13 protein-coding genes are annotated in these 14781 nt (G+C 40.8%); 8 read left to right on the top strand and 5 right to left on the bottom strand.

Going from position 1 to position 14781, the window contains the following annotated elements; genetic code table 11:
• The first annotated feature begins 111 nt into the window (after window positions 1-111).
• The 3 genes from OU683_RS01140 (at window position 112) to OU683_RS01130 (ending at window position 4460) form a co-directional block, all read left to right on the top strand.
• Complete coding sequence (locus OU683_RS01140) at window positions 112-3372, top strand: S41 family peptidase (RefSeq protein WP_268134311.1); 3261 nt, start codon at window positions 112-114, stop codon at window positions 3370-3372.
• An 88-nt stretch (window positions 3373-3460) separates the two neighbouring features.
• On the top strand, window positions 3461-4075 hold the full coding sequence (locus OU683_RS01135) for a Crp/Fnr family transcriptional regulator (RefSeq protein ID WP_268134309.1): 615 nt from the start codon (window positions 3461-3463) through the stop codon (window positions 4073-4075).
• 157 nt (window positions 4076-4232) lie between these two features.
• Window positions 4233-4460, top strand: a complete 228-nt coding sequence (locus tag OU683_RS01130) for a YgaP family membrane protein (protein WP_268134307.1) — start codon at window positions 4233-4235, stop codon at window positions 4458-4460.
• Window positions 4461-4602: 142 nt separating this feature from the next.
• Here the strand turns inward: OU683_RS01130 and OU683_RS01125 are convergent, their stop codons facing one another.
• Window positions 4603-6021, bottom strand: coding sequence for a glycosyltransferase family 2 protein (locus tag OU683_RS01125; protein ID WP_268134305.1), 1419 nt, complete (start codon window positions 6019-6021; stop codon window positions 4603-4605).
• Window positions 6022-6280: 259 nt separating this feature from the next.
• Between OU683_RS01125 and OU683_RS01120 the strand changes: the two genes are divergently transcribed.
• The 5 genes from OU683_RS01120 (at window position 6281) to OU683_RS01100 (ending at window position 11811) form a co-directional block, all read left to right on the top strand.
• Entirely contained in the window at window positions 6281-6859 is a 579-nt protein-coding gene (locus OU683_RS01120; RefSeq protein ID WP_268134303.1) for a Crp/Fnr family transcriptional regulator, read from the top strand.
• A 79-nt stretch (window positions 6860-6938) separates the two neighbouring features.
• A complete protein-coding gene (locus tag OU683_RS01115; protein ID WP_268134301.1) occupies window positions 6939-8309 on the top strand; it encodes a TolC family protein in 1371 nt (456 codons plus the stop codon).
• Between the two features lie 17 nt (window positions 8310-8326).
• Window positions 8327-9289 (top strand): HlyD family secretion protein, encoded by a 963-nt coding sequence (locus tag OU683_RS01110; protein WP_268134299.1) that lies wholly within the window; start codon window positions 8327-8329, stop codon window positions 9287-9289.
• A gap of 4 nt (window positions 9290-9293) precedes the next feature.
• Complete coding sequence (locus tag OU683_RS01105) at window positions 9294-10457, top strand: ABC transporter permease (RefSeq protein ID WP_268134297.1); 1164 nt, start codon at window positions 9294-9296, stop codon at window positions 10455-10457.
• Window positions 10458-10656: 199 nt separating this feature from the next.
• A complete protein-coding gene (locus OU683_RS01100) occupies window positions 10657-11811 on the top strand; it encodes a porin (RefSeq protein ID WP_268134295.1) in 1155 nt (384 codons plus the stop codon).
• Between the two features lie 56 nt (window positions 11812-11867).
• Here OU683_RS01100 and OU683_RS01095 read toward each other — a convergent pair whose 3' ends face one another.
• The 4 genes from OU683_RS01095 to OU683_RS01080 all read right to left on the bottom strand — a co-directional run bounded on the left by OU683_RS01095 (window position 11868) and on the right by OU683_RS01080 (window position 14771).
• The gene (locus OU683_RS01095; protein ID WP_228914156.1) at window positions 11868-12164 is read right to left on the bottom strand and encodes a thioredoxin family protein; all 297 of its coding nucleotides are present in this window, start codon (window positions 12162-12164) and stop codon (window positions 11868-11870) included.
• A 242-nt stretch (window positions 12165-12406) separates the two neighbouring features.
• Entirely contained in the window at window positions 12407-13141 is a 735-nt protein-coding gene (locus OU683_RS01090; RefSeq protein WP_268134292.1) for a LytR/AlgR family response regulator transcription factor, read from the bottom strand.
• Window positions 13138-14184 (bottom strand): sensor histidine kinase, encoded by a 1047-nt coding sequence (locus OU683_RS01085; RefSeq protein ID WP_268134290.1) that lies wholly within the window; start codon window positions 14182-14184, stop codon window positions 13138-13140. The genes OU683_RS01090 and OU683_RS01085 overlap by 4 nt, the downstream gene beginning before the upstream one ends.
• A gap of 80 nt (window positions 14185-14264) precedes the next feature.
• Complete coding sequence (locus OU683_RS01080; protein ID WP_268134288.1) at window positions 14265-14771, bottom strand: lipid-binding protein; 507 nt, start codon at window positions 14769-14771, stop codon at window positions 14265-14267.
• Between the last annotated feature and the right edge of the window lie 10 nt (window positions 14772-14781).

Below are 14781 nucleotides of genomic sequence, written 5' to 3'. Positions count from 1 at the left end.
TGCAACATTCCCATTTTTTTATAAAAATGTGTCATAGGCTCCAACATTCATTCCTGAAGAAGTTTTATCTTCAGGAATGAATTTGTTCATATAAAACACCTTTTGGCATTTATGAAAAAACTTTTAAACCTTCCGTTTTGTATTTTACTTCTTCTATCTGGTCTTACTTACGCCCAGATAAACATTAATGACACCCGCCTGCTCTCCCAACCGGCAATGAGTGATTCTCAAATAGCCTTTATTTATGCTGAAGATCTCTGGGTGGCAGACAAAAATGGTTCCAATCCCCGCCGACTAACTGTAGATGAAGGAGTGGAGCGAAATCCTGTATTTTCCCCCGATGGGAAAACCATTGCCTTTAGCGCAGAATACGATGGAAATCTTGATGTATATGTGGTGCCTGCTGAAGGTGGAGTACCTAAAAGATTAACCTGGCACCCCTATCCGGACATTGTCAGGGATTTTACTCCAGACGGTAATATGGTGCTCTTCACCTCCCAACGTGACGTTTTTACCAACCGCTACAGCAGCCTTTTCAATGTAAATATTGAGACGGGAAATGTAGAACCGCTAAAGATCCCTCACGCTAACTGGGCAGATTATAATGAGGACGGAAGTAAAATAGCCTACACCCCCCTTGGAGACCGTTTTGAACAATGGAAACACTACCGCGGCGGAACTACCACCAGGATCTGGATCTATGATCCTGAAACCTATGAGGTGGCCGAGGTTCCCAAACCTGCAGGAGGTAGTAACGATACTAAGCCGCAATGGCTTAATGGAAAGCTCTACTTTAGAAGTGATCGTGACGGGGAATTCAACATCTACAGCTATGATCCAGCCTCAAAAGCCGTGTCCAGACATACCAACTTCAAGGATTTTCCTGTTATAGACCTTGCAGCAAGCCGGGACGGGATCATTTTTGAACAGGCAGGTTACATCCACCGGCTTGATCCCAACAGTGGTGAAACAAATAAAATTACAGTAGGTATAGCCACAGATCTGCTTGAGTTAAGACCACGCTTTGTTAGCGGGGATCAATATGTTCGAAGTGTTTCGGTGTCTCCGTCGGCTGCCAGAGTGGTCATGGACTACAGAGGGGATATTATTACTGTACCTGCGGAAAAAGGTGATCCAATGAACATCACCAGTACTGCCGGAGTCCATGAAAAAACTCCGGTATGGTCCCCCGACGGAAAGACAATCGCCTATTTTTCAGACGAAAGTGGGGAGTACGCATTGCATTTTTATGACCAAAGCGAAAATGTAGTTACCAAAAAGGTAGAGCTGAATGGCGCAGGCTTTTACGCAAATCCACACTGGTCTCCGGACAGTAAGAAAATTGCATTCGTAGATAACAGCCGAAGCCTGTACGTATATAACCGGGAAAAGGACAGGATAGAAAAAATTGCTTCAGATGTTTTATATACCCCCGGAGTCTTCAGAGAATTATTCGGGGATTGGTCTCACGATTCAAACTGGATCACCTATACTATTATTACCAATACTAATTTTGAACAGGCTTTTGTTTACTCTTTGTCTGAAAATAAATCCTGGCCAATTTCCGATGGCTATTCCAATGTTACCAGTCCCGAATTCGATCCCAGCGGGAAATACCTTTACATGCTTGCTTCTACAGATGCAGGGCCGGTAGTGAACTGGTTTGACCAGTCAAACCAGGATATGGAAATGAGCAGCTCCATGTACCTCGTAACGCTGCAAAAAGATGTTGTTTCTCCATTTTTTAAAGAGAATGATGTCGAAGTTATTGAGAAACAGGAAAAAGAAGAGGAAAAGAAGAAAAAGAACAAAGAGGAAGATAAAAAGGCTGCTATAGCTCCTTTAAAAATAGACTTTGAGAACCTGGAATTTCGCATGGTGGATATTCCAATTCCATCGGGAGCTTACGACAATCTTGAAGCTCCTGCCGAAGGACAGTTATATTATTTAAAATTTCCATATCACGAGCAAGGCCCGGGGAGTCTTAGGAAGTACGACCTAAAAGAAAAGAAAGATACCCTAATTATGCCCGCTTCAAATTATGAGGTCGCAGCAAAAGGAGAAAAAATACTTTACCGGGTAAACGATAAATTCGGTATTGCCGATTTGGGTAAAAAACCCGCGAAGCCCGGCCTGGACCTGGGAAGTGTGCAGGTCAAGATAAATCCTAAGGCAGAATGGCAGAATATATTTAATGAAGCCTGGAGAGTGAACAGGGACTACTTTTATGATCCGGGTATGCACGGCGTGGATTGGGATCAAATGAAAGAAAAATACAGCCAGTTCCTGCCGCACCTCACTACACGGGATGACCTGTACCAGGTCATGGAGTGGATGTTCAGCGAACTTGGAGTAGGACATCACAGGTTCTCCAGCAGGGGAGATAAATTTGAAGAACCCGACGACATTAAGGGCGGACTACTGGGCGCTGACTATGAAGTGGCAAACGGCAGGTACCGCATAAAAAAGATCTACGGGGGTCTAAACTGGAATCCCGATATGCGATCGCCACTTACCGAACCCGGCGTTAACATTAAAGAAGGTGACTACATCCTCAAGGTAAATGGTGAAGAAGTAACATCAAATGACAATCTTTTCCGATTTTTTGAAAATACAGCGGGAAAACTGGTAAACCTTACGGTAAGCTCTTCCCCTTCTCTTAATAACGCCAGAACAGAGAAAGTAACTCCCATAGAAACAGAATGGGCACTTAGGAACCGGGATTGGATAGAAGGTAATATTAAGAAAGTGGACAAGGCGACTAACGGCCAGGTGGCCTATGTGTATGTACCCAATACTGCTGACCAGGGTCATGAATACTTCAAACGTTATTTCTTTCCTCAAGCCAATAAAAAGGCTTTGATCATAGACGAAAGATTTAACGGGGGCGGACAGTTGGCAGATTATTATATTGATCTTCTAAAAAGACCTCATCAGGCGAACTGGAGCTTTAGATACGGTGAGGACCTAAAATCTCCAAGTGCTTCCATACAGGGACCAAAAGTTATGCTCATCAATGAAACGGCCGGTTCGGGCGGGGATTATTTACCCTGGATGTTTAGAAAATTCGATATGGGCACCATTATAGGAAAGCGCACCTGGGGTGGACTTGTAGGGGTGTTGGGATATCCCGAATTTATAGACGGTGGGATCGTAACTGCACCAAATGTTGCATTTTATACTGAAGATGGTTACAGGGTAGAAAATGAAGGTGTTGCACCCGACATTGAGGTGGAACAAACACCAAAGGAAGTAATAGCCGGCAATGACCCTCAGCTTCAAAAAGCGATTGAGGTGGTGATGCAACAACTTAAGGAAAACCCACCAAAAGAGGTAAAGCGGCCTCCATATCCTGTTAAGACTAAAAATTAAAATAAAGAGGGCCATTTTTAATGGCCCTCTTTATTGCTGTTGGGCTCCTATTTTCATAATCATAGCAGCAGTAGAAAAAAAATTAGAGATGGAACCATTGAAAGAACTTTTTCCACTAAACCCTGGACTTACCAGGGAGGTAAACGATGCTTCAACAAATAAGGAGCTACCGGAGAATACAGTAATCCTCAGAGAAGGACAGTATATTACTGTGATCCCCGTTGTACTGCAGGGACTAATAAAAGTATTTACGAGACATGAAGACAGGGAGCTACTGTTGTACTACATTCGGCCTAATGAAAGCTGCATCATGTCTTTCTCTGCCGGATTAAGGAGAGAACCCAGCAAGGTATTTGCAGTTACAGAAGAAGACACCAGCGTACTCCTGCTGCCGGTGGATCGGGTTCGGCAATGGACCAAAGAATACCCGGATATTAATTCCCTTTTCTTTCAACAGTATAACCTTAGATACATGGAACTTCTCGGCACCATACACGACGTCCTCTTTGAAAAAATGGATAAACGCCTGTACGATTACCTTAAGGAGAAAATAATTCTAACCAACAGCAATCCCTTAAAGATATCTCACCGCAAGATCGCGGGGGACATGGGAACCGCCAGGGAAGTAATAAGCAGGGTTATGAAGAAACTTGAAAATGAAGGAAAAATTAAACAGCATTCCAATAGCATAGAATTATTATAGTGGTGACTAAAGTCACTGCAGGGAAGAATATTCATGACTAGTTTTGAAAGAACAAATTTTGGAACCAGAAGAGTGAAGTGAAACTTTTCTTTCTCAAATAAGTTCATTGCAGGCTGAGACCTGGTTTAAATTAATACTAACATTAAATCTTATAGTCATGAAAAAGAACATGGGAACAGCAGATAGAATTATCAGATTGATAATCGCTGCAGCAATTGCGATACTTTTCTTTACAGAAATAATAACAGGTACCCTGGGAATTATTCTTCTTGTCCTCGCCGGAGTCTTTGTATTAACAAGCTTTATTAGCTTTTGTCCCCTTTACCGAATCTTTGGCTTTAACACCTGCCCGGTCAATAACAGGAACAAAGCGGCAGCAAACTAAGTACAAAGAATGGATTCAATACGCTGGAAAGATATTCTGCCCCCCTTTGTCGTCAAAAAATCTTTCCGGCGTATTAAACCGCTTCCAAAAAAAAGGAACCCCCAGGGAGTTCCTTTTTTATTTTTTAGAAGCTTTCAGGATTTTAACCCCGGGTGAGCCATCCCCTTTTACTTGCCGTTGCAATTGCATAGGGAGTGATCCAGAATAATCCAAAAGTGTACAGGATACTGTATGAATATGCCCAGAAGGACTCAGATAACTTGTATTTCTTCGCATAGAACAGCACCGGGAAACTGGACCAGATCAATATGCTTAAAAGGGTTGAGCTTATGAACAGCACCGGTTCCATTGAAAGAAAGAAAAGCATCAAAAGAATAGAAGGATAGGTCATCACCAGCTTTAGTACCTGATTGATAAACAGGATACGAGATCCTGTTTTAGAACCTTCCCGGAAATCGGTGAACACATATTTTGCCATGGCAATATTCTCCCGTACGTTGCTCCTTCCCCATCTTATGAACATCTTGTAAAGTCCGGAATATTTTTCGGGTACATTAGTATAGGCGAAGGCATTTCTCTGGAAGAGGACATGATATCCCTGCTTAAGGATCATATTGGTCATTGCCCGGTCTTCCCCGATATCTGAAGCCTGCCCCATAAAGGTTTGATTGATCCACTCATCAAGGCATCCAAACACAGCTTCCCTTCTATATGCAGCCAATGCACCGGGAGTACACAACACAGACTCTAGACTACTTTCGGCAGAACGTACAAATTCAAAACTCAGCACAAAACTTACATCGAGCATTTTTGGCAACAAAGCTTTCTGCCCGTTATTAAGAACCCGAATGTTCCCTGCAACCGCACCACATTTTTCGTTCACCACAAAAGGGCTTACAAGGTTGCGCAGCGTGTCACCGGTAACCTCAGAATCACTGTCAACGGTAATAAAGATCTCTCCGGTCCCTAAGTTAAAGCCGCGGTAGAGGGCATGACGTTTCCCCTGATTAACGGGTTGCTGGTATATACTCAAACGATCTCCAAGTACTTCTTTCGCTTTTTGCATCCAGCTCCAGGTATCATCTTTACTACCATCATCAATGGCCAGTAATTGCAGTTTATCTGCAGGATAATCACTTTTTGCCAAACTCATTAAAGTGGCCCATACCTGCTTTCCTTCATTATAAGCGGGCACGATGACCGTGCAGGTAGGCAGATCATCATTGGCAACTGCATCAACCGGTTTGTAACGAAAATACAGGTATAGGTTATATAAGAAGAATCCTGCCCTAAACAGGAAAAGCCCACCCGCAATTATAAAAAGTACCATGCCCCATTGGGAATCCATACCCTTTAAATTAAAGCTGGTAAAATCACTTTGTAAGGCATATACCAAATAAGCGGCGCTCATAAGCAGCACCAGGCTGCTTGCCCTCACAATTATTCCTTTAATATGCCTTGGTTTTGGTTTTGGTTCTTGTTCTACGAAATTTTCTGTAAACTTATTTTCTTCGGCTGCAATTGATTCCAGGGGAGCTGGATTAATATTATCTTTATTCATTCTTTCTTTTCTAATTTTAAACGCTAATGGAATTTTGATGATCCCATGAGGTGATAGCAATTCGCATACCAATTACCAGCACACTAAAAACCATGGAATATTATATAGAATCCCCGAAGTATTGGGGATTTTTTCTACAGGTGATAGGTCAACTACCCAACTTGATCAACATAAATTTAGATTAAGGCAGTCTTAAGATCCTTTACTTTCTTTTCAAATAAATACCTTTGTAAAAATTCTTAAAAGACCGGGCAAAAATATGAATCTTTCTGATTTTCTTAAGCAATTTGTTTCTTTTCCTCCGGAAGAATTAGAGGATATTATTTCACATTTTGAAAAAGAAATTGTTCAGAAAAATAAGACACTGGTAAATCAGGGACAGGTTTGCAATAAATTGTACTTTATAGAAGAAGGTGTTGGCAGGAGTTATTACCTTAAGGAAGACGGGAAGGAGATCACACAGTGGTTCTTTATTGAAGGTAAATTCATGTCCAGTATCGAAAGCTTTTTTCAGCAGGTCCCAAGTCTGTATTACCTCGAAATGCTTGAGGACTCCACCATTTACAGCATTACCCGTGAAAAATTAGATGCCCTTTTTGCCAAATACCACGATATGGAAAAATTTGGACGGTTGCTTTCTACCGAGATGCTCACACGGGTGGTCAATAAATTAAATGCCCTCCAGTTCCAGACTGCCAAAGAGCGATATGAATACATGCTTACTGAATTTCCAAATATCTCCAACAGAGTTTCTTTAGGTCATATCGCTTCTTACCTGGGGATGACTCAGGAAACACTGAGTCGGATTCGACGCCATGACACTCCCAAAAAATCCTGATTTTTACTTTTTGACATAAGTCAAAGGATACAGCCCGCTTAGTGAGGAAATTTGCACTGCTTTAATAAAAACAGTTGCAATGAAAATAAACCTCTTAAGAATAAGCCTTTTTTGCCTGGTAATTAATCTGTTACCGACAAGTTCGATGGCACAGGAATTAGATCCCGCACTTAAGGTCCTTATCAAAAAAGGACTTGAAAAAAGTCACACCGTTAATGTCTATGATTTGGATGCCGAAAAGGCCCGGGTGGATCAAAAACTGGCTAAAGCGGTATTTCTTCCCAAAGTTACCCTCAACGGGAGCTACACAAGGTTAAACGACGACATTACTTTTGACGATGAGACCCAAAACCTTTTAATGTCCACTCAAAAGCTTCTTATCAAAGAAGCTGCGGGCATTCCTTTCAATTCCCCTTTTCCTGAAAATATTCCTCTACAACAAGCAGAAAACCTGCAGGATAAGAATATTTTGAAATCTTCGGTCGATGTAGATTGGGTGCTGTTCAGCGGATTTGAAGCCACTAATGCCCTTAAAGCCGGAAAACATAAAGAAGCTTCTGTGAAGTTTGCCGGACTGGCCGAAAGAAACAGGATTGCCCTTAAGATCATAGAAACCTATGATCAACTTGCTCTGGTAAATGCTTCAGAACAGGTACTTTCCGCTTCTGCAGATTACCTGGAAGAGCAGGAATACTATGTTAGAAAAGCCATTGAGAATGGCCTCGCCACACCAATCAGCAGAAAGAAGATAGAGCTCGCCCAGCAACAACTGGCAGGGAAACAACTTGAATTCAGCCAGAATAAAACTTTGTTGATTGAGGTTTTACATCAGCTAACGGGTGAAAACAAAGAACAGTTAAAAAACCTTCAGCCGGAACTTAACTCTGTGATGCCGGACAATCTAATGAACACCAAAAAACGAAATGAAATCAAAGCTTTGGAAGAGGCGGAAAAAGCTACCGACTATAAAGCCAAAATGGAAAAAAGCAATTTTATTCCCAAGGTAGCTCTCAAAGGACACTATGAATTCCTCGAAGACGACCTCTCTCTTTTAGATCCCCAATGGTATGTTGGTGTGGGAGTGCGCTGGAATATTTTTGACGGGAACGAATCCAGGCTAAAAAGCCTCAAATCAAAAATTGAAAGCAGGAAATACCGGGAACAAATTGAAGAAGCTGAAGAAATGATCGCCCTGAGCAGCATAAAAGCAGAACTTTCATATGAGTCTTCCCTTCAAAATACACAGATCGCGAAGAAAGAAATAGAATTGGCCGAAGCCACATATGAAATGCTTGATAAGCAGTACAAGAATGATCTTGCTTCCATAAACGAGGTACTTGATGCCCTGAAAGATCTTGAACAGGCAAAATTTCAACTGCAGCAGTCCTACTTCGAACAACGAAGAGCTACCACGGCACTGCTACACGCAAAAGGACTACTTAATTACTAAACTATCATTTTAAAAATATGACATCAATAAAAAAAATTGGATTCGGGCTAATCACGCTACTCACCTTGGGCTCATGCAATAATGAAGAGGAAATAACCCCTTTTAGAGGGAAGGTGAAATTTGAGACTATTTCTGTAAGCAGTAAACTGGCAGGAAGAGTAAAGGAATTATATGTGGAGGAAGGACAGGAAGTGAAAAAAGGAGACACCCTGGCTCACCTGGATATTCCTGAGATCAATGCTAAAATGCTCCAGGCAGAAGGCGCTGTGACAGCGGCACAAGGTCAGTTGAATATGGCTTATAATGGAGCTACCACAGAACAATTGATCCAGATAGACGGTAAACTGGACGCAGCGAAAGCGCAGATGGAATTTGCACAGGAATCTTACAACCGACTGGATAATATGTACAAGGATTCTCTTGTATCCCGCCAGCAACTGGACGAGGTAAAAATGAAATTAAATATGGCCAAAGCCCAGGTTTCGGCTATTGAAGCAAAGCGCCGGGAAGCAAAAAACAGTGTAAGATCAGAGCAGATCGACCAGGCAAAAGGTCAGTTAGACCGTGCACAGGGTGCTAAAGAAGAAGTTCTTACCGCCTCCAATGAGATCTTTCTGTTGGCTCCTGCAGATATGTCAATTGAGACCATAAGCCTTGAAGAAGGAGAATTGCTTACTCCCGGTTATGCACTATTTAACGGATATAAGAAGAACAGCCTTTACTTCAGGTTTACAATTAATGAATCGAATATTTACGATTTTAAAGAAGGGGATGAATTGATAATGGTTAATCCTTATACTAATGAAGAGGTCAAAGGCAAGATCATGGCCATTAAGCAGCTTGCTCAGTATGCCGATATCACCACTACTGCCCCGCTGTATGACCTGTCGGAATCTGTTTATGAATTAAAGGTGGTTCCAACTTCTGATATTTCCCGGCGCACCTTCTATACAAATGCAACCATTCTTCTTAAAAAGTAACAGCATGAAAGAATTTTTGAAATTACTCAAGATAGAATTCAAACGTATATTCTCCAATAATGTGCTTTCTGCTATCTTTTTTGGAGCTCCCGTTTTGTACGGGATCTTATTCGGCTTTGTATATCAACAGGCAAAAGTTGTAGATCTTCCCATTGTTATTGTTGATCAGGACGTAAGTCCTTTATCAGATCAAATTATTGATGCGTTTGAAATAAATGAAGCGCTGCTATTAAAGGATCTAAGGTACACCCCGGGCACCATTGCCGAAGAAATGCCAGGGGAACAGTATGCTGCCGTTATTACCCTGCCATCGGGGTTCGAAGCCGACATACTTCAAAAGAGACACCCCGAAGTGCGGGTGGACCTCAACATGGCGAATATCCTTAATGCCAACATCGCAAGTAAGAATATTCAGCAGGTGTTGATGACCGTAAATGCCGGGATTGAAATTGAAGGTTTGCAGAAACAGGGAATGCCCCAATCCCAGGCAATGGAGTCATATGAGAGCTTTAAGATCAACTTTAATAAACTTTATAACTCCACCGGAAACTATCTGAGTTTCATGTTACCCGGACTTTTAGGCGCTATTATGCAACAGGTCATCTTCCTGGCCATGGCACTGGTTTTTGCAAGGGATTTTGAGGATGGATATTTTAAAGAGCTGGTAAAAGGAAAAAAATGGTCGGTTTACCATATAGGTTTAAAGGCAACTCCGTTCCTGCTCATGCTGCCGGTGATGTGGTTTATAGTTAGTCAGTTCTTCGTTTTCTTTAATGTTGAAGCCGATATTTTCAATTTCCCTATGTTAATACTTACCACGCTTCTCACCTTTGCATCTATGGGGATCGGGATGTTGTTCTCGATATTGATCCCGAATCAGCTGAAGGCTACAGAACTTTTAATGGTGATCTCCACCCCTGCTTTCGTTTTGAGTGGATTTACATGGCCAAGCCTTGCAATTCCTGAGTCTATCAACGCTTTCTCCCAATCCCTTCCGGTGACCCATTATTTGAGTGGCTTCCGAAAAGTGGCTTTTTACGGCGGAGATATGTGGGATATACTTCCGGAATTAAAATTCTTAACTATTATAACAGCTATTACTTTAACCACTATGGTGGTAGTCTTACAACTTAAGATCAACCGAACTAAAAAGCAGGTGGACTCATAGCCAAAAAGTTTAGGATAATTCCACCATTCACTCAGGATTAGAAATCAGGACCATACACCGTGATAGATTATTGTCAAAATTTTAGTAAATTTAGATAGTTACCACACATTAAAAATCACTTTTTTTAATAAACACCTCAATAAGTAACATTTTCAGCCATTAATCCAATGCAATTTAAACTAGAAAATCCCTTTACTTTATGATAAAATCATTCCTGGTATGTGGGCTTTTAATAATTCCTCTAATGGGATTTTCTCAGCAAAACGACAGTCTTGCTGAACCTATTATTCCTGTAGAAAAGGTAGAGCTCCTAAAAAATATAAATATCACCTTTGATATGCGTATGGAGTTTAGGGCATATACCTTTAGAGGCGGTGACAATGACTACGATGGGATTCAGTTTCAAAATGGACATACAGCCCTAGGAATTTCGGGAAAACTGCACGAAAAGGTGAATTTTCATTTTAGAAACCGCTTTAATAAAGATAGTAATGTTCAAACCCTGGACCAACTGGGCAGCAATATAGAACTGGCATACATCAACGTCAAAGCCAGTCCCGTCCTCAATGTTTTCCTGGGTAAAATGAGTGCGTTTTATGGAGGTTACGAATATGAGTTTAGTGCCTTAAATGTTTTGGAGTATAATGATATTTACAACAACGCTCTCGCGTATGTGACGGGGGCAGGAATTTCTTATGAGGCTTTTGATAATCACACTTTTGGTTTGCAGGTGCTAAATTCGCGCACTATGCATTATGATGACCTTTACGGTGATATTGTTGCAGAAAACATTCAGGAACCGGTATGGCCGGTAGCCGTGGTTGGAAACTGGCGGGGAAACTTTTTTGGCGGAAAATTCCAAACCATTTACAGCATGAGTTATTCCAATGAAGTAAAAAACAGAGGGACCTCCTTTTTTACTTTAGGCCATAAATACCAAAACCGAAACCTCACCTTAATGTATGACCTTCACTACAGCTATGAACAGGTGGACACAAAAGGGATTATGACAGGTATTCTGGATAATGACCAGATTGCTGAAGACGTTACTTATCTCGAAAACTGGTTGAGAGCAGAATACAGTTTTAGCCCAAAATTCCAGGCTTTGTTGACCCTAATGACCAGTAGCGCCTATGGAGACGTTACCAGTGGTCATGACCACATGAGAACCAGCTATGGATATATTCCTACCCTTTATTACAGTCCCTTTAAGAATATTGATATCCGGTTCTACCTTGCATATATCGGGCGGTATTACGATTATTCAGATTATGCTGTAGAAAACCTCGCTTTATCCGATTATAACAAAAATGAAGTTAGGGTTGGCTTTATCGCTCCCCTTTTGTTATTGTAATTATTAAATCTTCAGCAAAATTGACTGTTCGGGTACTTACCTTGTTCATCAAAGCACTAAATATACTCTTGAATTAGCCCAATCAAAGTGTTGGCATCCTGTTCCCCGCTTTGCCGCCATTTCATCTCCCCTTCCTTGTAGATCATGAGGGTAGGCAGGCCTTTTACACGCAGGGCTTCTGCCAGTTCAGAATTTTTATCTACATCTATTTTGATGATCCTGGCCTTATCGCCTAATGCAGCAGCAACGTCCTTTAAAACCGGATGCATGGCTGCGGAAGCTTCATGCCAGTCGGTATAGAATTCCAGCAGGACTGGCACTTGCAGGTCAATTAATTCCCCAAATTTTGACATAATCCTGAAATTGATTCCGGGCCACAATAGAAATAAAACTCCCGCAGCCTTAATCAAATATAATCAAAAGTTTGATTTATACGGGTTTGGGTCCTTTACGAAGTTCGAGCCTGAAACTTGTGATAATAAACAAGAGGATGATCTTTAATCAATGGTTTTAAAAAAATCTCTAAAAAAAATTTTTAAATCGGGAATAGTTATGGGTACGGGGGATTTCTTTAGAAAGGGGGATAAGCAATGCTTTATAGGAAAGCCTCTACTTTGGAACGGTAAATATCGGAGATATAAAAATCATTACCATCCTTCATTTTGATCTTTAGTGAGCTTTTATTCTTAACCAGTTCTTTTATATGAAACCTGTTAACAATAATGGACTTATTAATTCGAAGGAAATTTGAAGGAAGAAGGTTTTCGAGGGCTTTAAGGGAGATTCTTACCAGTTTTTTCTGACTGGTAAGGACGAAATTGGCATAATAGCCTTGTGAAAAAATGTACTGCACAGCACTACCATCCAAAAAGTGGGAGGTGTTCCCCTCTGGAATGACAATAGTATCTTTAGAGTCTGCCCTTGGATCCATGAGAAAATTTTTAATCTTGTCCAGGTCCATACTTTTTTCTCTGGCGGTAACTTTTGCGACAGCCTTTAGAAAGCGCTCATAAGTAAAGGGTTTTAAAAGGTAATCCACTGCTTCAACATCAAAGGCCCTAACAGCATAATCACTAAAGGCTGTGACAAAGACAATCTTAGCCTCAATGCCTCCCAATTTGGTAAGAATCTCAAAAGCATTAAAATCCTTCAACTCAATATCCATGAAAATCAAGTCGGGATCGTAGTTTTTTATCTTTCGTAGTGCTTCCACTCCCGTCTTTGCCGAATCGGAAATTAGATTCAGTTCCTTATGCTTTTGAACCATTTTTTCCAATCGTCGCCGGGAAAGCCCTTCATCCTCTACCACTAAAGCCTGCAACATTTTCATAAGAACCTAATTTCATTCACCACATTTTCTCCTTCCTGATAGATGCTGAACACAACTTTATCTCCATACATGATCCTCAAACGGTCCTTAACTCCCGAAAGTCCATGTCCAACATAAAAGGTACCCAGTGGGGCACCATTATTTTCAATACATATTGCCCTCGCAACGGAACAGGCCCTGATCTGGATCGATAAAGACCGCCTATTCCTTTTAAAACCATGTTTAATTGCATTCTCCACCAATGGCTGAAGGATCAAACATGGCACTTCCATTCCCAATGCCTTTTGATCTAAATCAAATTTAAAACATAACTGATCTTCAAATCTAATTTTTTCAATAAAAAGATATTTTTCAATAAATTTTATTTCGTAGGATAGCTTATGTTTTGAGTTATATGCTTTCTCAATAGAAATGCGTAGCAAATCGCTTAGCTCTATAAGCATAAGCTGAGCTTTTTTCTTGTTTTCGTCTATAACAGCGACAACACTGTTAAGGGAATTAAATAAAAAGTGAGGCTGGAATTGGTTTTTTAAATTTTCTAGTTGCACATTGATAAGATGACTCTTCATTTCCCCTTCCCGCTTGGCCAGGAAATTTTCCCTTTGAAAATAGTCAATGGCAAAAAGTAAAACCGAAAGAAAGATATAGGACTTTAATACATTATGGAAATTGTACCGTACATAATTTTCGTATTGATTAAAATACCAATCAATTTCCGGTTTTTGGAGGATCAAACCCACTAAAGCAGTAGTAAGGGCGATGTAAAGAAGGCTAAAAGCAAAACCACCTAAAAATAAAATAGTTATTTTTTTTGTGGTCCCCACCCTCTTTAGATTATTATGGAGAGGAACTATAAAGAAAAAAATAAGGCTTATTGTCACTAAAAAACCCATTGCAATATTTGCCCAGACAAATTTTTCTTCTGCAGGGTCCTCGTAATTTCCCAGGAGTAATACCTGGAGCAAATAAGTAAGCGTATAGATCAACCATGCAATAGAAAGCCACTTCTTACTCCGTATGGTTAATTTTTTTTCAGATCTCATTTTAAGAAAACATAAAGGCAATTTTGTCTTTATTAAATTAGGCAATTCTTAAAACAAGCTCTAAGAAAATTTAATCATTTCTAAAAATGAGGATCTTCATCCTCGAGGAATCCTGTTCGCCCATGGCCTTTAAAGGTATAGATAACTCCGGGATCCCAATCAAACTCTGCCTCAAAGTAAATACTATCCACGACTGCTCCCGACGCCGGTGCAGTTGCTCCCTCTGGAAATACAGCACCATTTTGGACAAGAACTGTACCCCCCGTAATTACTTCTGTAGTCTCTCCTGAATTTCCAAAGGTCAAATTACTCACGTTTGCCTGGACCCGGGTTTTAAGTTCCACGGCAGAACCGTGATCATCCAGCCAGATTGTGTCGTTATTATTAGTTGCCGTATTATAAGTCGACCATAAATGATAATCAGACACCAGGGCGCCGTCCGGACCAAAACCGGCAACCCACCACTCCCCACTAAGCTCCTGAACATTTGTTTCCCCTGCATCATAGTCTGCATATCCATCTTCTTCACAGGAAGCAAGAAAAACAAACAGGACTGAGGCGAATAAGAATTTCTCTATTGATTTCATGTCATTAGAA

The organism is Salinimicrobium sp. TH3 (genome assembly GCF_026676115.1).
Classification (GTDB): Bacteria; Bacteroidota; Bacteroidia; order Flavobacteriales; family Flavobacteriaceae; genus Salinimicrobium.
The sequence above is the reverse complement of the archived record's forward strand: the minus strand, read 5'-3'. Positions and strand labels throughout refer to the sequence as shown.

Coding starts and splice junctions, on each gene's coding strand:
- OU683_RS01140 (WP_268134311.1), top strand. CDS start 112: ATGAAAAAACTTTTAAACCTTCCGTTTTGTATTTTACTTCTTCTATCT.
- OU683_RS01135 (WP_268134309.1), top strand. CDS start 3,461: ATGGAACCATTGAAAGAACTTTTTCCACTAAACCCTGGACTTACCAGG.
- OU683_RS01130 (WP_268134307.1), top strand. CDS start 4,233: ATGAAAAAGAACATGGGAACAGCAGATAGAATTATCAGATTGATAATC.
- OU683_RS01125 (WP_268134305.1), bottom strand. CDS start 6,021: ATGAATAAAGATAATATTAATCCAGCTCCCCTGGAATCAATTGCAGCC.
- OU683_RS01120 (WP_268134303.1), top strand. CDS start 6,281: ATGAATCTTTCTGATTTTCTTAAGCAATTTGTTTCTTTTCCTCCGGAA.
- OU683_RS01115 (WP_268134301.1), top strand. CDS start 6,939: ATGAAAATAAACCTCTTAAGAATAAGCCTTTTTTGCCTGGTAATTAAT.
- OU683_RS01110 (WP_268134299.1), top strand. CDS start 8,327: ATGACATCAATAAAAAAAATTGGATTCGGGCTAATCACGCTACTCACC.
- OU683_RS01105 (WP_268134297.1), top strand. CDS start 9,294: ATGAAAGAATTTTTGAAATTACTCAAGATAGAATTCAAACGTATATTC.
- OU683_RS01100 (WP_268134295.1), top strand. CDS start 10,657: ATGATAAAATCATTCCTGGTATGTGGGCTTTTAATAATTCCTCTAATG.
- OU683_RS01095 (WP_228914156.1), bottom strand. CDS start 12,164: ATGTCAAAATTTGGGGAATTAATTGACCTGCAAGTGCCAGTCCTGCTG.
- OU683_RS01090 (WP_268134292.1), bottom strand. CDS start 13,141: ATGAAAATGTTGCAGGCTTTAGTGGTAGAGGATGAAGGGCTTTCCCGG.
- OU683_RS01085 (WP_268134290.1), bottom strand. CDS start 14,184: ATGAGATCTGAAAAAAAATTAACCATACGGAGTAAGAAGTGGCTTTCT.
- OU683_RS01080 (WP_268134288.1), bottom strand. CDS start 14,771: ATGAAATCAATAGAGAAATTCTTATTCGCCTCAGTCCTGTTTGTTTTT.